Annotated in this window: 20 protein-coding genes; all 20 read left to right on the top strand. The window is 40.5% G+C overall.

Annotated features, from left to right (window positions below; all coding sequences use genetic code 11):
• Positions 1–51: 51 nt before the first annotated feature.
• On the top strand, positions 52–1,206 hold the full coding sequence (locus SB775_RS20965; RefSeq protein WP_410863136.1) for a resuscitation-promoting factor: 1,155 nt from the start codon (positions 52–54) through the stop codon (positions 1,204–1,206).
• Positions 1,207–1,470: 264 nt separating this feature from the next.
• Positions 1,471–2,034, top strand: a complete 564-nt coding sequence (gene rnmV / locus SB775_RS20960; protein WP_089364275.1) for a ribonuclease M5 — start codon at positions 1,471–1,473, stop codon at positions 2,032–2,034.
• Positions 2,027–2,905, top strand: coding sequence for a 16S rRNA (adenine(1518)-N(6)/adenine(1519)-N(6))-dimethyltransferase RsmA (gene rsmA / locus SB775_RS20955; RefSeq protein WP_061440323.1), 879 nt, complete (start codon positions 2,027–2,029; stop codon positions 2,903–2,905). The genes rnmV and rsmA overlap by 8 nt, the downstream gene beginning before the upstream one ends.
• A gap of 201 nt (positions 2,906–3,106) precedes the next feature.
• Complete coding sequence (gene yabG, locus SB775_RS20950) at positions 3,107–3,985, top strand: sporulation peptidase YabG (RefSeq protein WP_410863135.1); 879 nt, start codon at positions 3,107–3,109, stop codon at positions 3,983–3,985.
• Between the two features lie 313 nt (positions 3,986–4,298).
• Positions 4,299–4,550, top strand: a complete 252-nt coding sequence (gene veg, locus SB775_RS20945; RefSeq protein WP_061440325.1) for a biofilm formation stimulator Veg — start codon at positions 4,299–4,301, stop codon at positions 4,548–4,550.
• A gap of 151 nt (positions 4,551–4,701) precedes the next feature.
• Positions 4,702–4,878, top strand: a complete 177-nt coding sequence (locus SB775_RS20940; protein ID WP_089364277.1) for a small, acid-soluble spore protein, alpha/beta type — start codon at positions 4,702–4,704, stop codon at positions 4,876–4,878.
• A gap of 323 nt (positions 4,879–5,201) precedes the next feature.
• Positions 5,202–6,071, top strand: coding sequence for a 4-(cytidine 5'-diphospho)-2-C-methyl-D-erythritol kinase (ispE, locus tag SB775_RS20935; RefSeq protein ID WP_061440327.1), 870 nt, complete (start codon positions 5,202–5,204; stop codon positions 6,069–6,071).
• 61 nt (positions 6,072–6,132) lie between these two features.
• Positions 6,133–6,957 (top strand): pur operon repressor, encoded by an 825-nt coding sequence (purR, locus tag SB775_RS20930; protein WP_061440328.1) that lies wholly within the window; start codon positions 6,133–6,135, stop codon positions 6,955–6,957.
• Positions 6,958–6,970: 13 nt separating this feature from the next.
• A complete protein-coding gene (locus SB775_RS20925; protein WP_061440329.1) occupies positions 6,971–7,345 on the top strand; it encodes a RidA family protein in 375 nt (124 codons plus the stop codon).
• Between the two features lie 197 nt (positions 7,346–7,542).
• The gene (gene spoVG / locus SB775_RS20920) at positions 7,543–7,839 is read left to right on the top strand and encodes a septation regulator SpoVG (RefSeq protein WP_034316332.1); all 297 of its coding nucleotides are present in this window, start codon (positions 7,543–7,545) and stop codon (positions 7,837–7,839) included.
• A 665-nt stretch (positions 7,840–8,504) separates the two neighbouring features.
• Positions 8,505–9,878, top strand: a complete 1,374-nt coding sequence (gene glmU, locus SB775_RS20915) for a bifunctional UDP-N-acetylglucosamine diphosphorylase/glucosamine-1-phosphate N-acetyltransferase GlmU (protein ID WP_410863132.1) — start codon at positions 8,505–8,507, stop codon at positions 9,876–9,878.
• 15 nt (positions 9,879–9,893) lie between these two features.
• Positions 9,894–10,847 carry a ribose-phosphate diphosphokinase gene (locus tag SB775_RS20910; RefSeq protein ID WP_061440331.1) on the top strand — a complete coding sequence of 318 codons (954 nt, stop codon included), beginning with the start codon at positions 9,894–9,896 and terminating at the stop codon, positions 10,845–10,847.
• Between the two features lie 407 nt (positions 10,848–11,254).
• A complete protein-coding gene (locus tag SB775_RS20905; protein WP_410863130.1) occupies positions 11,255–11,467 on the top strand; it encodes a type 2 periplasmic-binding domain-containing protein in 213 nt (70 codons plus the stop codon).
• A gap of 511 nt (positions 11,468–11,978) precedes the next feature.
• A complete protein-coding gene (locus tag SB775_RS20900; protein WP_061440333.1) occupies positions 11,979–12,617 on the top strand; it encodes a 50S ribosomal protein L25/general stress protein Ctc in 639 nt (212 codons plus the stop codon).
• A gap of 261 nt (positions 12,618–12,878) precedes the next feature.
• Complete coding sequence (gene pth, locus SB775_RS20895) at positions 12,879–13,439, top strand: aminoacyl-tRNA hydrolase (RefSeq protein WP_410863128.1); 561 nt, start codon at positions 12,879–12,881, stop codon at positions 13,437–13,439.
• 105 nt (positions 13,440–13,544) lie between these two features.
• On the top strand, positions 13,545–13,775 hold the full coding sequence (gene fin, locus SB775_RS20890) for an anti-sigma-F factor Fin (protein ID WP_061440335.1): 231 nt from the start codon (positions 13,545–13,547) through the stop codon (positions 13,773–13,775).
• Between the two features lie 169 nt (positions 13,776–13,944).
• Positions 13,945–17,481: a transcription-repair coupling factor gene (gene mfd, locus SB775_RS20885; protein ID WP_061440336.1), complete on the top strand. Its 3,537-nt coding sequence runs from the start codon at positions 13,945–13,947 to the stop codon at positions 17,479–17,481.
• Positions 17,482–17,671: 190 nt separating this feature from the next.
• Entirely contained in the window at positions 17,672–18,208 is a 537-nt protein-coding gene (spoVT, locus tag SB775_RS20880) for a stage V sporulation protein T (RefSeq protein WP_061144055.1), read from the top strand.
• Between the two features lie 213 nt (positions 18,209–18,421).
• A complete protein-coding gene (locus SB775_RS20875) occupies positions 18,422–20,041 on the top strand; it encodes a putative polysaccharide biosynthesis protein (RefSeq protein WP_410863125.1) in 1,620 nt (539 codons plus the stop codon).
• On the top strand, positions 20,034–21,506 hold the full coding sequence (gene yabN / locus SB775_RS20870; RefSeq protein WP_410863124.1) for a bifunctional methyltransferase/pyrophosphohydrolase YabN: 1,473 nt from the start codon (positions 20,034–20,036) through the stop codon (positions 21,504–21,506). The genes SB775_RS20875 and yabN overlap by 8 nt, the downstream gene beginning before the upstream one ends.
• Positions 21,507–21,520: the final 14 nt, after the last annotated feature.

Below are 21,520 nucleotides of genomic sequence, written 5' to 3'. Positions count from 1 at the left end.
CTATTAAAAACTATGAAAAACCTTATTCCCAAACCTTTTGGGAAGAAGAGAATGGCAATTGCCATATGCAGTGCGATTCTTGTTTCTACAGCATTGGGAATACTTATCTATCAAGGAACAAAGCATACAGTCACAATAATGCTAGACGGAAAAAAAGAGGTAGTGCGGACACACGCTGCTACTGTAAATGATATGTTGAAAGATTTAGAGATTACCGTTAAAGCGGCAGACTATGTCCACCCATCAAGAGACACGGCGGTTGATGATGATTTAGAGGTGGTTTGGAAGCCTGCACAAAAAATTGTCTTGGTACAAGATGGTAAGGCGGAGAAAGTTTGGTCCACTGCCGATACGGTAGACGAACTTTTAAAAGAACAAGATCTGAGTGTGAAGGAACAGGATAAGATTACGCCTTCAAAAAATACGAAGCTGAATGCCAATATGGAAGTTTCCATAGACAAAGCCTTTTCACTGAAATTAGTGGTAGCTGGAGACGAAAAGAAGGTATGGTCAACTTCGACTACTGTCGCTGACTTTTTAAAGCAACAAGGAGTAAAACTCAATGATTTGGATAGGGTTGAGCCAGAATTAGCCAAAAAAGTTGAAGCTGAGAATACGGTAAACGTAATTCGAATTGAAAAAGTCACCGATGTAGTGGAAGAACCAGTTGACTTTGCTGTCATAACTAAAAAAGATGACTCCTTATCAAAAGGGAAAGAGAAAATTGTTAAAGAAGGAAAAGACGGACTCATTTCTAAGGAATATAAAGTTATTAAAGAGAATGGCAAAGAGGTCAAAAGAGAATTACTTTCAGAAAAAGTTGTTAATAAAAAGCAGGATAAAGTTGTAACGGTCGGAACTAAAACAACGGTTGCCCAGGCTTCCCGCGGAGTAACTAACGTTAGTTCTACTAGTGGAAAAGAAATATACGTATCATCAACGGCTTATACTGCCAGTTGTAAGGGCTGTTCCGGTGTCACGTCAACAGGCGTAGATCTAAAGAGTAGTCCGGGTGCGAAAATCATTGCTGTCGATCCAAGCGTAATCCCTATGGGGTCGAAAGTATATGTAGAGGGCTATGGCTATGCAGTAGCTGCTGACAAAGGCGGGGCAATAAAGGGAAATAGAATTGACGTCTTCTTTTCCTCAAAAAGTGATGCCTATCGCTGGGGTGCAAAGAAAGTTAAGATTCGGGTATTGGATTAATAAGGTTTCTCTCGCAGGAGATGAATTCGTCTCCTGCTTTTTGACGTTTTATTTTTCCACTTCTTGAAAAAGCCCATGTAAAACTGTTTTAATAAGATAGACGACTTAATATTCCATAAGATTTCATTATAAGCGTTTAAACTTTCATAAAGATGTTGACCTGGATTCACTCCTATCCTGGAAATTAAAAAGAAAAGGGTGGGTGTCCAACGCGTTTATCAAGAGCTAAGCAAAGCGCTTGCGCTTTTCTGTATGGAGGAAAACATGAAAAAGATTAAAGAAATTATTGTTGTAGAGGGTAAAGACGATACGGTAGCGATTAAAAGGGCAGTAAATGCTGATACAATCGAAACGAACGGTTCCGCTGTGAATGATTCCTGTATTGAGCAGGTGAGGCTGGCACAAAAGACACGTGGAGCCATCATTTTCACAGACCCTGATTTTCCTGGTCAAAAAATCAGGAATATAATTTCAGAACAAGTAAAAGGCTGTAAACACGCCTTTTTAACGAAGAAGGAAGCCCTTCCTAAGTCAGGGAAAGGGATAGGTGTGGAACATGCTTCTCCTGAGGCAATTCGTAATGCTTTAAAGGAAGCTCAATTAATGGATGAAGAGGCTTCGGAAGAGATTTCACAGCAGGATTTAATAGATGCAGGTTTAATTGGAGGATCCGGTGCCAAGGAGCGAAGGGAAAAACTTGGATTTATTTTGAAAATCGGGTTTACCAATGGTAAACAGTTATATAAAAGGCTAAAAATGTTCCAAATATCAACTGAGGCTTTTGCTGAAGCGATGGTACAGATAAACCAGGAGGAAAAAAATGAATAAGGATATTGCAACCCCTGTCAGAACGAAAGATATATTGAAGAAGTACGGATTCTCCTTTAAAAAGAGCTTAGGTCAGAACTTTTTAATCGATACGAATATCCTGAAACGTATTGTCGAACATGCAAATTTAACAGAGGAAAGCGGCGCCATCGAAATTGGGCCGGGGATCGGCGCCTTGACTGAACAACTAGCAAAAAGCAGTAAAAAGGTTACGGCCTTTGAGATTGATCAGCGTTTATTGCCTATCCTATCGGATACACTGTCTCCTTATAACAATGTTAACATCATTCACGGGGATGTACTAAAAGCTGATGTTAAGAAGGTCATCGAAGAAGAATTTGCTGGCTTCTCGGACCTAATGGTGGTTGCAAATCTGCCTTACTATGTCACGACGCCCATCATTTTAAAGCTATTGTCTGAGGACCTGCCCATTAGAGGCATCGTATGCATGCTGCAAAAAGAAGTGGCCGATCGAATTGCCGCTAAACCTGGGACAAAGGAATACGGTTCATTATCCATCGCCATTCAATATTATACTGAAGCGGAAACAGTGATGATTGTACCCAAAACGGTATTCATGCCTCAACCTAATGTTGATTCAGCTGTAATACGCCTTACTAGGCGGGTTAAGCCGATCGTCGAGGTCCTTGATGAGGATTTCTTCTTCATTGTGACCCGGGCGAGCTTTGCACAGCGTCGGAAAACGATTTTAAACAACTTAACCAGTCAGCTTCCAGATGGTAAATCGAAAAAAGAACTAATACTTGCCGCTCTCGAAGCCTCGGAAGTGGATCCGTCAAGACGGGGAGAAACACTGAGCATCAAAGAGTTTGGACGCTTGAGTGATGCGTTATTGCCAAATTTCAAATAAATCAAATGTAAAAATTCAAGTCGGAAATGGGATCACTCCCAGCTTCCGGCTTTTTTCTTTTGAAATTGGCCTAACATGAATGGAACGTACCCAAAAATGTAGTCAATCCCCATCTTTCACCATTCAAGAATGGTTCGCATAACTTAAGAATGAAAATAAACTAGGGCGGGCTGAAAATAAGTCTTCTCATGGGGTGGGGCCATGAATATTCAAATAAACGATATTGTTGGTCGGGTTTCTTATAAATGCGACGTGTTGTTCCGGGTAATCGATATCCGCGATATTAATGGAAGACGTGAAGCAATTCTTTATGGGGAAGATATCCGGCTGATTGCAGATGCACCTTTTCAAGATTTAATGATCATAAATGATAATGAAAGAAATGATAGGCAAAGGTCGAATGAGGTACTTCAAGAACAATCAGACCGCTTATTAACACAAGATCTGGAGCTGCAACAACAAAAAAACGGCTATCAATCCAGTAATGGCTATCGTTATAGCGGTGAATATTTTCAGATACCAGGTAGGGTCCTCCATGTTGATGGGGATGCATCTTACTTAAGGAAATGCATGGATCTATATCAGAAATTCGGTATTCCGGTCAACGGCATCTATTGCAATGAAAAGGAAATGCCCCAAAGAATCGGGGGTTTACTGGACCATTATCGGCCGGATATCCTTGTTGTCACCGGTCATGATGCTTATTCAAAATCAAAAGGACCAATGTCCGATATCAATGCCTACCGTCACTCTAAGGACTTTGTACTGACAGTTAGAGAAGCGAGAAGGAAGGTTTCACATTTAGATCAACTTATTATCTTTGCCGGGGCATGTCAATCTCACTTTGAATCGCTGATCCAAGCTGGGGCAAATTTTGCAAGTTCCCCTTCCCGTGTAAATATTCATGCTCTCGATCCAGTATATATAGTCGGAAAGATAAGCTTTACGCCTTTTTCTGAGCATCTTCATGTATGGGATGTCCTTCGGAATACATTAACGGGAGAGAAGGGCTTAGGGGGAGTTGAGACAAAAGGGGTGTTGCGGACAGGGTTGCCTTTCAAGCCATTTCAGGAAGAATGAACGGGCTGCATTTTGAAAGAATGCAGCTTGCTTTTATCGTGTCAGAATTCGGATATTTTCAACAAAAACCAGGGTTTTTGTTGAGTGATGCAACTAGGTGAGGATTAAATTACGAAAATTCGGCTTAATAAATAATGAAATAGTTCGTTTACATAATTTTTCATTTCCCAGGATATAATAAAATTGTTCGCGATTTTGCCGGATTTCAGATAAAAATATATTGACTACATTTTTAAGTGCTGATATAATTTATTATTTTGTTTGCGTATATTTGTAATTTGTGATATACTTAACTTAGTGAGGTGGACCGAAAATGCCAAAAACTCTAGCTGATATTAAAACTGCACTTGATTCAAACCTAGGTAAAAGATTGCTCTTAAAAGCAAACGGTGGAAGAAGAAAGACTGTAGAACGTTTTGGAACTTTGGCGGAAACTTATCCGGCTGTTTTTGTAATTGAGCTCGACCAAGACGAAAATGCGTTTGAAAGAGTATCTTACAGCTATGCGGATGTTTTAACGGAAACCGTAGAACTAACATTTTTAAACAAACAACAAGAGATTTAACTTAGACGAGGCAGCGAACAATTTTTGTTTGCTGCTTTTTGTTTTTTTAAAATATCCTGTGAGCTCCAATAAAGGCTTAAAAAGGATGTAATGAAATAGCGTATGATGCAAACACTAGGCATGTGACAGCATGTGAAAGGGGTTGTTTCGCTTGGGCAGGAAAAAAGGGATTATGTCAAACGATCTTAAAGAGGAATTGGCAAAAGAACTTGGATTTTACGATGTTGTCCAGAAAGAAGGCTGGGGAGGAATCCGGGCCAAGGACGCAGGAAACATGGTGAAACTTGCAATCGAAAAAGCGCAACGTCAATTGGTGAACAAAGAGTAAGATAAACACTTAATTGTATCATGCTGTCATACTGAAAGAAGCCAGACTCTTTATACAATGTATAGCCCTATTCATTTTTGCTTACATTGTAGATAAGGAGTCTGGTTTTTTTATGTATCGGTAAATGCTATATATGGATATGTAGCAAGTCTTTTGGGAAGCAGGAATGAGTTGATCTCCCATGTACCTACATGTGTCTATTCTCCTCTAAAGGTCATCTTAGCCTCATTACATTGAAATTACGGTGAAAAAACCTTTAGAATATAAACAAATATGATAGAATAGGACAAGAACTTTTAAGAACGTTAAAGTAGGTGGACATATTGAAGCTTATGGAAAAAGCCCCGGCTAAAATCAATTTGGCTTTGGATGTGCTTTTCAAACGGCCTGATGGGTATCATGAGGTGGAAATGATCATGACGACAGTCGACCTTGCCGATAGAATTGAACTAAAGGAAATTAAGGGAAATCATATTCAAATTCTATCCCATAATCGATTTGTTCCGGATGATCACCGGAATTTAGCTTATCAAGCCGCATTTATTCTAAAGGAACGTTTTGGTATCAATAAAGGTGTTTCTATAACCATAGAGAAAAATATACCTGTAGCTGCTGGACTTGCTGGTGGAAGCAGTGATGCTGCAGCTACCTTGAGAGGCTTAAATAGACTGTGGAAGCTTGGTCTTTCCATGGATGAACTTGCGGAAATAGGAGCTGAAATTGGCTCTGATGTTTCATTTTGTGTGTATGGAGGAACGGCATTGGCAAGAGGGCGCGGCGAAAAAATCACGCATCTCCCTGCACCGCCAAAATGCTGGGTCATCTTGGCCAAACCGACAATCGGCGTTTCGACTGCTGATATATACAAAAGGCTCCAAATTTCTAAAATGGATCACCCAGATGTACCTGGAATGATTTCGGCTATTAAGGAAAATAATTATCACGATGTATGTCAGGGTTTGGGCAATGTTCTAGAACAAGTGACATTGCAGTTATACCCAGAGGTTGCGAATATTAAAGATCAAATGAAAACATTTGGAGCAGATTCGGTCTTGATGAGCGGAAGTGGTCCGACCGTTTTTGGTTTGGTGGAGCATGATTCGCGGATGCAAAGAATTTATAATGGACTTCGGGGATTTTGTGATCAAGTCTATGCGGTCCGCTTATTAGGTGATCGAAACAATCTTGAATAGAAACGTACATTAGTGGTATAGTTGCTATATAATATTCGGAATTCACAAAGGGGGTGTCTCAATGAAATTTCGTCGCAGCGAGAGGCTAGTCGATATGACCAATTATTTATTAGAACATCCAGGGGAACTTGTTTCGCTGACTTATTTTGCTGAAAGGTATAGTTCGGCAAAATCCTCGATCAGTGAAGATTTGACAATCATCAAAGATACCTTTGAACAACGCGGGATAGGTTCTTTAACAACTGTTCCAGGTGCAGCAGGTGGAGTGAAGTATATTGTTTCCATCAAGGAAGCTGAAGTCAATACCTTCATTGACGGATTATGCGATACGATCGCTAGTCCCGAAAGGTTACTTCCTGGCGGCTATCTATATATGACAGACATATTAGGTCATCCACAAACCGTGAATAAGGTTGGAAGGATAATCGCTTCAATGTATGCCAAGAAAAATGTCTCTGTCATTATGACAATGGCAACTAAAGGGATATCATTAGCATACGCCGTGGCAAATTATTTGAATGTTCCAGTTGTCATTGTAAGTAGGAATAATAAAGTAACGGAAGGTTCTACAGTGAGCATCAATTATGTTTCAGGCTCTTCAAAGAGGATTCAGACGATGGTACTCTCTAAAAGAAGCTTGGTTGAGGGTTCGAATGTATTAATTGTAGATGATTTCATGAAGGCTGGGGGTACCATTAATGGTATGGTCAGTTTATTGGATGAATTTAAGGCAACAGTTGCCGGAATTGCGGTGCTGGTCGAATCCGAACATACTGAAGAATGTCTTGTCGAGGACTATGTTTCACTGATCAAGTTGACCCAGGTGGTCGAAAGAGACAAAAAAATCAATGTCAGTCGTGGGAATTATTTTTCGCAAAAGGAATAGGGGGAATCATTTCATGAAAACGATACATACGGATGAAGCACCGGCAGCGATCGGCCCATATTCACAAGGCGTGATCGTGGATAAGTTATTTTTCAGTTCAGGACAAATCCCTCTTACTGCTTCTGGTGAGATGGTAACAGGGAATGTTAAGGAACAGACACACCAGGTCTTTAAAAATCTCCAAGCTGTATTGAAAGAAGCGGGAGCCTCATTGGAAACTGTCATTAAAGCTACGGTATTCATTAAAAGCATGGACGATTTCGGTTCGATTAATGAAATATACGGAGAATATTTTTCAAGTCACAAACCTGCTCGCTCTTGTGTAGAGGTTGCCAGGCTTCCTAAAGATGCACTAGTGGAAATAGAAGTGGTTGCGCTCGTTAAATAAACGGGCGTTTTTTTGTGAATTTTTTTAAAGGGAATTTTCAATGGGCAATTTCCCTGTAATATAAGGGTGATTTTTAGTATTTTTGAAAACTAGGCTGAATTTTCTAAAAAACTTACAGATAATAGAAGGAGTTCACGTTTTTTTGTTGAATATGTACTTTAAGTTTTAACAACAACAAAAAGGGATGGTGAGCTTAAATGGAAGTAACTGACGTAAGATTACGCCGTGTGAATACGGATGGTCGTATGAGAGCTATCGCATCAATTACACTGGATAATGAATTTGTGGTTCATGATATTCGTGTAATCGACGGAAACAATGGTTTATTTGTAGCTATGCCAAGTAAACGAACTCCAGATGGAGAATTCCGGGATATCGCTCATCCAATCAATTCCTCGACACGCGGGAAAATTCAAGAAGCTGTCTTGACAGAATATCATCGATTGGGAGAACTTGAAACTGAATTAGAGGAAGCTGGAGCAGGAGCTTCTTAATTAACCTTGCCTTAAAACTTTAAATTTATAATTCGTGCACCTAGAGCCTACTTCATAAGTAGTGCTCTTTTTTATTTTATTCGGAAATGATAAGTTTAGAACTTATCCCCTTTTCAGACAGGAATCTGTTTAATTTGGCAGATAGTGTAATGATCACGGTGCTATCTTCAAAGGTTTAAGTACCCGACTTTTTTATTTTTTAAACCTTTTTTATTTATCCTTATATTGCCTCCCCAAAAAAGCGGGATGGACAGAATTGCATTAACGGAGTTTACTATACCTCTAATAACCTGAATATGAAATGGATCTGTAACTGAGTTTCGGAATGGGCGTTAACAAAGGATGCAGTGGTTCCTAAAGGCATGTACATAGGGCATAATGCGATCAGGGTAGTGTTTTGGGATAATGAGGGTAGCTTGTGTTATAAAGGGGAGAAGACATGGTTTCTGTATTATGCCAATAATGAATTTAACATGGATCAGGCATATTATTCTTACTTGAATGATTTAAAAGAAGACTAAAAGGACCAATAAAAACGTTTTTAAGGCTGCGAAAATTTACCTTTGCGGTTGACAATTATATGTACTTTTAATTGTTACCTTGAAAAGAATCACTATTTGAGATAATATTTTCAGTGGATAAAAAGGTGAAAATGGAGGCCTGTTATGAGTAATCGCTATGCAATAATATTGGCCGCTGGGCAAGGTACTAGGATGAAATCTAAGCTTTATAAGGTTTTACACCCTGTTTGCGGAAAACCAATGGTACAACATGTCATCGATCAAGTCAATCAACTTCAAATAGAAGATATTGTAACAGTTATCGGCCATGGAGCTGAAAAAGTTCAAGAACAACTTGGTGATTCATGCGAGTATGCCTTACAAGATCAGCAATTAGGTACGGCACATGCTGTAATGCAAGCGGAAAGCGTTTTATCCGATAAAAGTGGAACGACCCTTGTTATTTGCGGTGATACGCCTTTGATCAAAGCAGAAACGATGAAAGAGCTTATAGCATTGCATGAGCAGAGTCGGGCGAAAGCAACAATCTTAACAGCATATGCAGATAACCCTGCTGGCTATGGAAGGGTCCTTCGCGGTGGAGGCGGACTTGTAGAAAAAATCGTCGAGCATAAGGATGCCACTGATGAAGAAAAATATGTTAAGGAAATAAATACCGGAACATATTGCTTCGATAACCAAGCATTATTTAGCGCGCTGAAAAAAGTTTCAAATGAAAATGTCCAGGGAGAATATTACTTACCGGATGTTATTGAAATTTTAAAACAAGAAGGCGAAGTGGTGACGGCCTTCCAATCAAGTGACTTCGAGGAGACATTAGGTGTAAATGACCGAGTGGCTTTATCGCAGGCTGAGCAAATTTTACGGAAACGCATCAATGAATCGCATATGAGGAATGGCGTAACAATCATCGATCCTCTTACTACGTTCATTGAAGCGGATGTGCAGATCGGACAGGATACGGTCATTAATCCTGGGTCATGCATAAAAGGAAATAGTATTATCGGGCAGGATTGTTTGATTGGCCCGAATACGGAAATCAAAAATTGTGAAATTGGTGATGGAACGGAAATCCTCCAATCGGTTGTACACGAAAGCAGTATTGGAATTTCTGTTAAAATCGGTCCTTTTGCACATGTTAGACCTCAATCAGATATTCAGGATTTCGTTAAAATCGGTAATTTTGTAGAAATTAAAAAGACCGTTTTTGGCAAAGGAAGCAAGGCCTCCCATTTGAGTTATATTGGCGATGCAGAGGTTGGGGAGAATGTTAATATAGGCTGCGGATCTATTACCGTGAATTATGACGGGGAAAATAAACATTTGACGAAGATTGAAGACAATGTCTTCATAGGCTGCAATTCTAATCTTGTTGCACCTGTGACGATAGGAGAAGGAGCATATGTAGCTGCAGGGTCAACCATCACTCAAGATGTACCGCAGGAAGCTCTATCCGTTGCTCGGGCTCGTCAAGTTAATAAAGAAGATTATGTCAAGAAATTGAAATTTAATAAATAACCGACGGAGGTCAACATGTCAAATCAGTATTTAGATCCTAATTTAAAAGTATTCTCTTTAAATTCAAACTTCGATTTAGCTCAAGAAATTGCTGCTGCAATCGGTGTTGAGCTTGGAAAATGTAGCGTAACAAGTTTCAGTGACGGTGAAGTTCAGATTAATATTGAAGAAAGTATTCGTGGCTGTGACGTTTACGTAATCCAATCAACAAGTCAGCCAGTCAATGAAAATTTAATGGAACTTTTAATTATGATCGATGCTCTTAAACGTGCTTCAGCTAAAACGATCAATATCGTAATGCCATATTACGGTTATGCCCGACAAGATCGTAAAGCACGTGCGCGTGAACCAATTACAGCTAAACTAGTTGCTAATCTTTTAGAGACAGCTGGTGCCCACCGTGTAATTACATTAGATCTTCACGCGCCACAAATTCAAGGTTTCTTCGATATTCTGATTGATCACCTTGTAGCTGTTCCGATCTTAGCGGATTTCTTCAAAGAAAAAGATTTAAGTGATATCGTCATCGTTTCTCCTGATCATGGTGGTGTAACACGTGCACGTAAAATGGCAGATCGCCTAAAAGCACCGATTGCCATTATCGATAAGCGCCGCCCAAGACCGAACGTGGCTGAAGTCATGAATATCATAGGTAATATTGAAGGGAAGACAGCTATCCTGATTGATGACATCATCGATACTGCAGGTACTATTACACTAGCGGCCAATGCACTTGTAGAGAATGGTGCTAAAGCAGTTTATGCTTGTTGTACACACCCGGTCCTTTCAGGTCCTGCCATCGAAAGGATTCAAAATTCAACAATCAAGGAATTGGTCGTAACTAACTCGATTGCCCTATCCGAAGATAAGAAAATCGATAAAATTGTGGGACTTTCTGTAGCACCGTTGATTGCAGAGGCAATTATTCGTGTCCATGAGGAACAATCAGTCAGCACATTATTCGATTGATAACAATAAAGTAACCAAAACACGGCGGGCCTTTGGGCTCGTCGTGTTTTGGTTCAAACCATTCTTTCGGGAAAATAATTAATTCATAGTTAAGTAGGTCATACAACTGAACGCCGACCGGACTACCGAAGGCTCCTTTTCAATTCCCATGGAACATTAGGCGTTTTTTGCCCTACTGTCATATTGGTGAAGAAAAGGAGCCTTTTATTTTAGATAAATAGTTCAAGAAGGGTGTGAATGAAATGTTTGGCGAGCATCCTCATGCTGATATTAAGTGCATATGCGGGGAGGAAAAAACAGTTCCAAAAAACGAAAGGGTCGGATAATGCCATTCGAATCGGTTATCAAAAATTCGGGTCGTTAATCTTTAAAAATCAACAGGGGAACTGGAAACGCATTTAAAACATATGGGATATACCGTCGATTGGACTCCAGCAGAACCCCGGCTACTTGAAACCTTGAATGTCCAGCCTGATTTTGGGCTTACAGGGGAGGCGCCACCGATATTTGGACAGGCAGCCAAAGCTTCACTTGTCTATATGGCTAAACAGCCAGCAAACCCTTCAGGAGAGGCTATCGTCGTGCAAAAGAATCACCCATTAAAAAATGTGAAAGATTAAGGGGAAGAAGGTTGGTTTGAATAAAGGCTTTGATGTTCGTCAAAAGCTTTGGAGGAAACTGCTCTCACCTCTTGGTATGCTTTGACGAGGATTGGCATCTAAAGCTGATTGAAGAACGATAGAGGAAAAAGGACTACTTGACTGCCTCGCTTGTTACAAATACTGCAGAAGCCGTACTGCTTTTAAGACCTAGTCCTATTAATCGGAAAAGGGGTCATGAATAAGGAAATCAATCTGCCGAGACCACGGCAAACGACAATATTCAAGAGTAGCTGTCCAAATACTTAACAGAGTCATGCAAGTTAGGGGCAAAATGGAAAACAAAGCGATTCACGCTTAAACCAAAAAAAAAGAATGAAAAATTTTTTTACAGGAAATTCCTTTGTTTACCATATGTTTATACTGTTATTGTAGCCTTCAGTTTCTACCTTTCATGTTTAATGCCCCGCCATTTAGGGAAATGTTAAATATAGAGAAACTTGTAATTAATAATTAGGAAGGCGGAGGATGTATGAGTAATTTATTAGCTGCAAAGGAACGTACGGATTTAAAACAGTCCAATTTAAGGAATTTGAGGGAAAGCGGCGAAATCCCTGCGATAGTATATGGCAATCAAAATGACAGTACAGCCATTTCGGTCAATAATATTGAACTTCAAAAGACAATAAAGGAAATAGGCCGTAATGGTATCATTTCTTTGGACTTGGAAGGAACGAGTTATAAAGTCATGCTCTCTGACTATCAAAAGGATCCTATAAAGAACTTCATTTATCATGCAGACTTTTTAATTGTAGATATGTCCGCTCAATTACAGGCACAAGTTCGCATTAACCTTGTCGGTGTTTGTAAAGGCGTTAAAGACGGTGGTGTCCTTCAGCAGTCTCTTCATGAAGTGACGGTGACGGCTAAACCTAATGACATTCCTGAATCCATCGACGTTGACGTTACCGAACTACAGGTAGGGGATACAATCTACATATCTGATATCGAAACGAATCAGCAAGTTACTATCGACAATGATGGTGAAGAAGTTGTTGCATCTGTTTTGGCTCCTCGTCAGGAAGAGGAAATAGGTACAGGTGAACAGCAAGATGGAGGTATCCCTGAAAATGCAGAGGGCAGGGAGACAAAAGCGTCACCAGAGTCATGATGCCGGGATTAAACAAGTGAATCATGATATAATAGGCGTAGCTCTTAATGAGTTACGTCTTTTCAATCTCTGGATGCGTTTATTCAAACTGTGCCATTTTTAGGAATTGATTCCTTTAATTAGTGTTTATTTCTAATTAGTTCTCCGGTCGCTTGCAGTCCAGCTTGAAATTAGGGTACTATTTTTCTAAGGTCAATGATCTTGGAAAAAACTTCGTCCCAACGTAACTCCCTAAATAACCGTAATGACGGAGTGTGAATCATGAAAATTATTGTAGGGTTAGGGAACCCAGGTAAACAATACGAAAAAACCCGGCATAACGTCGGATTTGAAGTAATAGATGAGTTATCCAGAAAATGGTCGATCCCACTCGACCAAGTAAAACATAAGGGGATCTATGGTGTGGGAATGGTAAAGGGAGAGAAAGTTTTATTGCTTAAACCCTTAACCTACATGAATTTATCAGGAGAATCCATTTCGGCAGTCATGCATTTCTTTAAGGTGGATATCGCGGATGTAGTCATTATATATGATGACCTTGATTTGCCTCCAGGGAAGCTTCGCCTTCGTCAAAAAGGAAGTGCAGGCGGTCATAATGGGATAAAATCTTCAATTGCCCATTTGGGTACCCAAGAATTCAATCGAATCAGAATAGGCATTGGCCGCCCGATAGGCCGTATTCCAGTACCTGATTATGTATTAGGGCGTTTTACTCCTGAGGAATGGGATCATGTAGGGGCAACAATCGAAAAAAGCGCAGCTTCTTGTGAAGCCTGGATGGAAAAACCATTTATACAGGTCATGAACGAATATAACCAATAGGCAAAGAGTAGATATAAGTAAAGAATAATTCTTCCTGTTTCGCTGAATAAATCCCCTCTACTTTTGTACATACTAACACTATTACTTAAATAGGGGGTTACCGAAATGGCTCTCCATTATCGATGCCGACATTGCGGAACTAAACTGGGCTCAATCGAGGCACACTCACTGAGTACGGAGCAGTTAGGTTTTAATCAACTTACCGATGAAGAGCGACAAGAGATGATCGTTTATGATTCTGAAGGGGATATGCATGTAAGGGCGATATGTGAAGATTGTCATGAATCGCTGCAGAGAAACCCTGAATTATATGAAAACGATTATATTATTCATTAGCGGGAGAGGGCTTTGGACAAAATCCAAAGCATTTTTCCGTTTGTCTGGTTTACAAGGGCATATAAAATGAGAAATTACTGTTAATAAAGAGGACGCTTGGTTTTAATGGCCAAGTTTAAATACAAGAGTTTCAAATGGTTTTCGCACGTTATAGAGGGGGGGAAAGAAAATGAATGGATTGCAAAACTTGTTCTCCAAACAAGATGATGTTCATTCGTTAATAGCCGGCATTGATGAAGGGCTTAAGGAACAGATCGTCTCTGGTTTGACAGGTTCCTCGAGATCGCTTTTGCTGGCTTCCGTATATGAAAAGACGAATAGGCCGATTTTATTAGTTACACATAATTTATTGCAAGCACAAAAATTCCATGAGGACTTATCCAGTTTCATTCCCGAGGAAGAATTATATATATATCCAGCCAATGAATTGATTGCGGCTGATTTGAGTGTGGCCAGTCCGGAATTAAGGGCCCAACGTATAGAGGCATTGAACTTTTGGGCGGAGGGGAAGAAAGGGATTGTCATTGCGCCGATTCCCGGGGTACGTCGTGTGCTTCCTTCAAAGGATATTTGGAAGAGGCATCAGCTTACGTTCAATTTAGGGGAAGACATCGGGCTCGAACCAACGCTTAATAAATTCATTGCTATGGGGTATAACCGGTCTGAAATGGTTGCTTCTCCAGGTGAATTCAGTATCCGGGGCGGTATAATCGATATTTATCCGATCACGGAACCTAATCCAATACGAATTGAATTATTCGATACCGAAATAGATTCAATAAGGACCTTTTCAAGCGAAGATCAGCGATCCATCGAGAAGCTCAAGAAAGTGACGATCGGTCCCGTCAGTGAGGCTTTACTAGAGACAGAGCACATCGAAAGAATCATAACAAGGCTTGAGAGTGGATTAAGTAAAAGCTTGAAGAAGCTTAAAGATGAGAAAACCAAGGAACAACTGGTTCAAACGATCAGCTATGAACTTGAGCAGCTGAAAATGGGAAATAAACCAGACCAAATCTTTAAATACTTAAGTTTAGCTTATGAAGATCCAGCTAGTTTAATAGATTATTTACCTGTAAATGGTTTGGTTTTCTTAGATGAAATCAGTCGAATCCAGGAAATCAATGATTCTTTGGAAAAGGAAGAGGCTGGTTGGTACACTGACCTTTTAAGTCAGGGACAGATTATCCATGACATAAAGTTGGCTCATCCCATGCAGGAATTAATAATGAAATCCAGCAGGCCATTTGTATACCTTTCATTATTTTTACGGCATGTACCGCATACGAATCCTCAGAATATCCTGAATTTTGCCAGTAAACAAATGCAAAATTTCCACGGCCAGATGAATGTGTTCAAAGCTGAACTGGAACGGTGGAAAAAAGGGAAATTTACAGTCGTCATACTTGGACAGGATGATGAACGGGTAAAAAAACTGCATTCGGTTTTAGCCGATTATGATATAGAGGCCGCAGAACTGTTTGATGCGAACAGCATTCTTCCAGGTAAAGTACAGATTTTACGCGGCAGTTTAAATAGCGGCTTTGAATTACCCATGCAGAAATTCTGTATCATTACGGAAACGGAATTGTTTAATAAGAAGTCAAAGAAATCGACACGGAGACAGAAACTATCGAATGCGGAGCGAATCAAGAGTTATTCCGAACTTAAGATCGGTGACTATGTCGTTCATGTTAACCATGGTATCGGGAAATATTTGGGGATTGAAACCCTTACGATAAATGGGGTCCATAAAGATTACCTGAATATTCGTTATCAAGCGGATGACAAATTGTATGTTCCTGTTGACCAAATTGATCTTGTCCAAAAATATGTCGGTTCAGAAGGGAAAGAACCGAAGCTTTATAAGCTAGGCGGAACGGAATGGAAACGTGTCAAAAGCAAGGTTCAATCATCAGTTGAAAACATTGCTGATGATTTAATCAAGTTATATGCAGAAAGGGAAGCGGCAAAGGGCTATGCTTTTTCACCTGATGGTGATATGCAAAGAGAGTTCGAAACTTCATTCGCTTATAATGAAACGGAAGATCAATTACGTTCTATAGTCGAAATCAAAAAGGATATGGAACGGGAACGGCCGATGGATCGTTTATTATGCGGCGATGTCGGATATGGGAAGACAGAGGTGGCCATCCGTGCCGCTTTTAAAGCCATTATGGATGGCAAGCAAGTTGCCTTTCTTGTTCCGACCACAATCCTCGCCCAGCAGCATTATGAAACATTAAGGGAGCGTTTTCAGGATTATCCCATTTCGATTGGTCTTATGAGCCGTTTCCGGAGTAAAAAACAGCAAACGGAGACGATTAAGGGATTGAAGGCCGGCACGGTGGATATTGTGGTAGGCACGCATAGGATTTTATCCAAAGATATCGTGTACCGCGATTTGGGATTGCTTATCATAGATGAAGAACAGCGCTTTGGCGTTACACATAAGGAGAAGATCAAACGGTTAAAAACAAATGTGGATGTACTGACTTTGACTGCGACGCCGATTCCAAGGACCCTTCATATGTCCATGTTAGGCGTGAGGGACTTATCCGTTATCGAAACACCTCCTGAGAATCGCTTCCCGATTCAAACGTATGTGATGGAGTATAATGGCTCGTTGGTAACGGAAGCGATAGAACGGGAATTGGCCAGGGATGGCCAGGTTTATTTCCTATACAATCGGGTAGAGGATATAGCAAGAAAAGCAGAAGAAATTTCCATGTTAGTACCCGATGCCCGTGTGACATTTGCTCATGGGCAAATGTCAGAGCAAGAGCTGGAAGCCGTCATGTTTGGCTTTTTAGAGGGTGAATATGATGTTTTGGTAAGTACAACCATTATTGAGACAGGTGTCGATATCCCGAATGTAAATACACTAATAGTGAATGAAGCAGATAGAATGGGACTTTCGCAGCTTTATCAGCTACGTGGCCGTGTAGGGCGATCCAATCGGGTGGCATATGCATTCTTTACTTATAGGAAAGATAAAGTATTGACGGAAGTCGCAGAAAAACGTCTCCAATCCATTAAGGAATTTACAGAATTGGGTTCAGGGTTCAAAATTGCGATGCGTGATTTATCCATCAGGGGAGCTGGAAATATTCTAGGGGCTCAACAACACGGCTTCATCGATTCGGTTGGTTTTGATTTGTACTCACAAATGTTGAAAGAAGCGGTGGATGCAAAACGTAATGATCAACCAGTCGAAGAAAAGAACACCCTTGAAATTGACGTTGAAGTGGATGCATATATACCTGATGCCTACATAATGGATGGACATCAGAAAATAGAAATGTATAAAAGGTTCAGGGGCATTACCTCACTTGAAGAAGTGGAAGAATTACAAGATGAAATGCTCGATCGTTTCGGAGAGTATCCCGAAGAAGTCGCCTATTTATTCATGATTGCCGAGATGAAGGTATATGCTGAAAAAGCTGGAATTGAAAGCATTAAACAATTGAAGCAGGAAATCAGCATTCTTATTAGGGAAAAGGTAAGCAGCGATGTGGATGGACAAAAGGTGTTTGAGCTGGGATCGAAGTATGGCCGTATGGTTGGCTTTGGCATGGACGGCAATCGAATGAAGCTGGTCCTGCACATAAAAGGCGTAGAACAAAGCAAATGGCTTAATATCCTATTTGAGATGGCCAAGGGCTTACAGCATGTAAAAAAAGAGACTCAAGCCACAAAGAACTAAAAGTGAATGATTATCCTCTTGAAGAAATGTTTTTTGAGATACCATGGTAAAAGAGTGCAACGAAAAGAAAAATTTTTTCAAAGTGCATAGAACTTACCATTAGAAAAATACTAAGTACAATAGCTGGTGATGATTTTGCTACAAAAAGAGGATTTATCAAATCAATTAGATGAAAGTGAGGCAACATTAGATGAAAGCAACTGGTATCGTTCGCCGAATTGATGATTTAGGAAGAGTTGTCATCCCGAAAGAAATTCGAAGGACCCTCCGTATTCGTGAAGGGGATCCATTGGAAATCTTTGTAGACAGAGACGGAGAAGTCATCTTAAAGAAATATTCTCCTATTAGTGAATTAGGAGATTTTGCAAGAGAATATGCAGAAGCACTTTATGATAGCCTTGGAAACCCAGTTATGATTTGTGACAGGGATACTTACATTGCAGTGGCAGGTGGCTCCAAAAAAGAATACTTAAATAAAAGCGTTAGTGAACTAGTGGAAAAAATCATGGAAGAAAGAAATCCTGTTTTGGAATCTCCGAATGGACAAATATCCTTCGTTGATTCAAATGACGAAGAGGTCCAATCATATACTGCAGCTCCGATCATTGCGAGTGGCGACCCGATTGGTGCCGTCTTGATTTTCTCTAAAGAAGGTACAATTGGAGAAGTGGAACAGAAATCGGTTGAAACAGCAGCAAGTTTTCTAGCTAGACAAATGGAACAGTAAGTTTGGACATGCCATTATATTTTTAGATGTGGAAAGGGCAGCAATCGCTGCCCTTTTTGCTCTTTATTAAACGGATTGGGGAGGACAATAAAAAGGAGGAGTATTTTCTCGAGGTGAATATGGGAATTAATTAACAGTATGGTTACAAATGAAAATTAACCACTTGAATTATGCTATAATAACTACCACATATGAGTGAAAAGGGGAAAAAGAATGGCTGAAAAGCCTAATAAAACTTCAAATGAACTTTTTCGAGGTGCGCTGATCCTGAGCGTAGCAGCTATTATCGTTAAAGTTTTGAGCGCGGCATATCGCATACCTTATCAGAACATAGCAGGCGACATCGGGTTTTATATCTATCAGCAGGTATATCCCTTCTACGGTGTTGCTTTTACATTATCAACACTTGGCTTCCCTGTTGTCATATCCAAATTGATCGCAGAGCGGGAGTCCTCAAAAAATGATTTTGCGGTCAAGGACATTTTAGTCACCTCATTCGTCGTCTTAAGTTCGATAGGAATCATGATGTTTGCTGCACTGTTTCTTGGCGCAGATTGGATTGCCGGATGGATGAAGGATCCGAATTTAGCCAGTCTGCTAAGAATCACTGCCTATTCCTATTTATTAATGCCGATTTCATCCGTATTAAGAGGGTATTTTCAAGGAATAAACGACATGATACCTACGGCGAGTTCGCAGGTCGCTGAACAATGTATCCGTGTATTGACGATACTGGTGCTTTCCACAATATTCGTGAATCAGGGCTACTCTCATTATGTGGTCGGTAAGGGGGCGGTTTTCGGTTCGATTACTGGCGGCATAACTGGCCTGGTACTGCTTATTGTTTTCGTAATTTTAAAAGAAGAATGGAAGCTTTTTTTACGAATGAATATCAAACCGGTAAATTTCATCAAGATTTCCAAAGTCCTGGTTTTTCAAGGGTTGGCATTTTGCATAACTGGCTTGATCCTTATCTTGTTTCAGTTTGTTGATTCACTGCACCTGTATTCGCTACTAAGGGATACGGGGATGGGGGAAAAGGAAGCTAAAGAATGGAAAGGGGTATATGACCGTGGACAGCCATTGCTTCAGCTAGGGACAGTCGTGGCTAATTCTTTTGCATTGGCGCTTGTACCTGTAATATCTGGATTTGTTAAGAAGAAAAGTGAACAAGAATTACTCAATAAGATTAAATTGGCGCTGCGTGTAAGTACGACAATTGGACTTGCTGCTGCGATTGGACTGTTAGTAACGATTAAGCCGGTCAATCAAATGCTGTTCACGGATGCCAAAGGAACAATTACTTTAGCAATTTTCTCCTTATCGATTTTATTCACATCCATCATAATGGCAGAAGCGGCAGTGCTTCAAAGTTTAGGTTACTCGTTTGTGCCGGTGATCATTACGATTATAGGGGTGGGTAGCAAGTGGGCTTTGAACCTTGTTCTTGTGCCCCATTACAAAACCGCGGGAGCAGCCTCGGCAACCGTACTTGCATTTATGATCATGACTGCATTATTTTATACGGTATTGAGAGTACATATTAAAAAGACATTAATTGAAAGGAAGTACCTGTTAATAATTTTGAAGAGTACGGTTTACATGGGTACGGCCGTTCTTTTATTCAATGCCTTATTCCAATTGATGTTTTCAGGTGAGAGCCGAATGTTAGCTACGATCCAAGCGCTGATCGGTGTAGGGATCGGTGCAGCCGTTTTTGTGATGACCGCCATTCGTGCAGGTTTATTTGGTGAAGAAGAACTTTCACTTATACCTGCTGGATCAAAGCTTAAACGATTTATAATAACGAATAGGAGTATACGAGATGAATGAGATTACGATAATAGGCCTTGGTGCAGGAGATTTAGATCAGCTTCCGCTAGGGATTTATAAAAAATTGACACAAACTGAACAATGCTTCGTCAGAACGATAGATCATCCTGTAATCGGGGATTTGAAAAGGGAAGGCATCAATTTCACGGCATTTGACGAGATATATGAAAAGCACGACCAATTTGAAGCGGTATATGAAGAGATTGCTGAAACACTATTACAGGAGGCTTCAAGCCGTTCCGTTCTTTACGCGGTTCCGGGGCATCCAATGGTTGCGGAAAAAACGGTTCAGCTTTTGCTCGAAGAGGGTCCGTCTCTTGGAATAGCCATTAAGCTAGAAGGCGGTCAAAGTTTTCTTGATCCCTTGTTTCAGGCTGTTCAGATCGATCCGATTGAAGGGTTCCAGCTTTTGGATGGTACAGATCTTTCTCCGGATGATTTGCACATTACCCAGCACATGATAATCGGGCAGGTGTATGATGCTTTCAGCGCGTCCAATGTGAAGTTGACTTTAATGGAAAAGCTTCCGGATGACTACGAGGTATATATCGTCACAGCGGCAGGCAGCAGTCAGGAAAAAGTGACAAAGTGCGCACTGTTCGAACTCGACCGTCAGATGGAGTTAAGTAACTTGACGAGTGTTTATGTCCCGCCTGTTAGAGAAGAAGCGTTACGGTATCGGGAGTTTTCTAAACTGCGGCAGGTCATTGCAGAACTTAGAGGTCCTGGCGGATGCCCTTGGGATAAAAAACAGACTCATGAAAGCTTGAAGAAATATCTAATAGAAGAGGCATACGAGCTTATTGATTCCATAGATGAAGAGGACGATGAGGGCATGGTTGGTGAACTTGGGGATGTACTCCTTCAGGTGATGCTTCATTCTCAAATCGGCGAAGATGAGGGAATGTTCACGGTGGATGATGTGATTGAAGGCATTACTGCAAAAATGATTCGGCGCCACCCTCATGTATTCGGGGATGTTGAGGTGAATGGCGAGGAAGATGTATTAGTGAACTGGCAGAAAATCAAAGAAGATGAGAAAGGGAGCGAAACAAAGGCTTCAATTTCCATTCTGGATGGTATTGAGAAATCGCTGCCAAACTTAATTCGGGCAGAAGAGTACCAAAAAAGGGCTGCGAAAGTTGGATTTGATTGGGATGAGGTTTCCGAAGCGTGGAAAAAGGTTATAGAAGAAGTGCAGGAATTAGAAGAGGAAATATTAAGCCCGAATCGGGATGTCGAAAGAATTAAATCAGAGCTGGGCGACCTCTTTTTTGCGCTTGTCAACATTTCACGATATTATGACATACAAGCAGAAGAAGCCGTCTACAAAGCAAATCAGAAATTTCACCAGCGTTTTACATATATAGAAGAGAGCATTCAAAGGGCAGACAAAAAGTTTGAGGATTATACATTAGAAGAACTGGATTCATATTGGGATGAGGCAAAAGCTAAAGGACTTTAATTAAGGGAGAGATT

It is taken from the genome of Peribacillus sp. SIMBA_075 (genome assembly GCF_046534585.1).
This window is presented reverse-complemented; position numbering and strand designations above follow the sequence as displayed.

What these genes read in the sequence shown, in the direction of transcription:
- pth (WP_410863128.1), top strand. Translation starts at nt 12,879, where the DNA reads ATGAAAATTATTGTAGGGTTAGGGAACCCAGGTAAACAATACGAAAAA.
- glmU (WP_410863132.1), top strand. Translation starts at nt 8,505, where the DNA reads ATGAGTAATCGCTATGCAATAATATTGGCCGCTGGGCAAGGTACTAGG.
- fin (WP_061440335.1), top strand. Translation starts at nt 13,545, where the DNA reads ATGGCTCTCCATTATCGATGCCGACATTGCGGAACTAAACTGGGCTCA.
- SB775_RS20910 (WP_061440331.1), top strand. Translation starts at nt 9,894, where the DNA reads ATGTCAAATCAGTATTTAGATCCTAATTTAAAAGTATTCTCTTTAAAT.
- mfd (WP_061440336.1), top strand. Translation starts at nt 13,945, where the DNA reads ATGAATGGATTGCAAAACTTGTTCTCCAAACAAGATGATGTTCATTCG.
- SB775_RS20875 (WP_410863125.1), top strand. Translation starts at nt 18,422, where the DNA reads ATGGCTGAAAAGCCTAATAAAACTTCAAATGAACTTTTTCGAGGTGCG.
- SB775_RS20925 (WP_061440329.1), top strand. Translation starts at nt 6,971, where the DNA reads ATGAAAACGATACATACGGATGAAGCACCGGCAGCGATCGGCCCATAT.
- SB775_RS20965 (WP_410863136.1), top strand. Translation starts at nt 52, where the DNA reads ATGGCAATTGCCATATGCAGTGCGATTCTTGTTTCTACAGCATTGGGA.
- purR (WP_061440328.1), top strand. Translation starts at nt 6,133, where the DNA reads ATGAAATTTCGTCGCAGCGAGAGGCTAGTCGATATGACCAATTATTTA.
- yabN (WP_410863124.1), top strand. Translation starts at nt 20,034, where the DNA reads ATGAATGAGATTACGATAATAGGCCTTGGTGCAGGAGATTTAGATCAG.
- rnmV (WP_089364275.1), top strand. Translation starts at nt 1,471, where the DNA reads ATGAAAAAGATTAAAGAAATTATTGTTGTAGAGGGTAAAGACGATACG.
- spoVT (WP_061144055.1), top strand. Translation starts at nt 17,672, where the DNA reads ATGAAAGCAACTGGTATCGTTCGCCGAATTGATGATTTAGGAAGAGTT.
- rsmA (WP_061440323.1), top strand. Translation starts at nt 2,027, where the DNA reads ATGAATAAGGATATTGCAACCCCTGTCAGAACGAAAGATATATTGAAG.
- SB775_RS20900 (WP_061440333.1), top strand. Translation starts at nt 11,979, where the DNA reads ATGAGTAATTTATTAGCTGCAAAGGAACGTACGGATTTAAAACAGTCC.
- yabG (WP_410863135.1), top strand. Translation starts at nt 3,107, where the DNA reads ATGAATATTCAAATAAACGATATTGTTGGTCGGGTTTCTTATAAATGC.
- spoVG (WP_034316332.1), top strand. Translation starts at nt 7,543, where the DNA reads ATGGAAGTAACTGACGTAAGATTACGCCGTGTGAATACGGATGGTCGT.
- veg (WP_061440325.1), top strand. Translation starts at nt 4,299, where the DNA reads ATGCCAAAAACTCTAGCTGATATTAAAACTGCACTTGATTCAAACCTA.
- SB775_RS20905 (WP_410863130.1), top strand. Translation starts at nt 11,255, where the DNA reads ATGGGATATACCGTCGATTGGACTCCAGCAGAACCCCGGCTACTTGAA.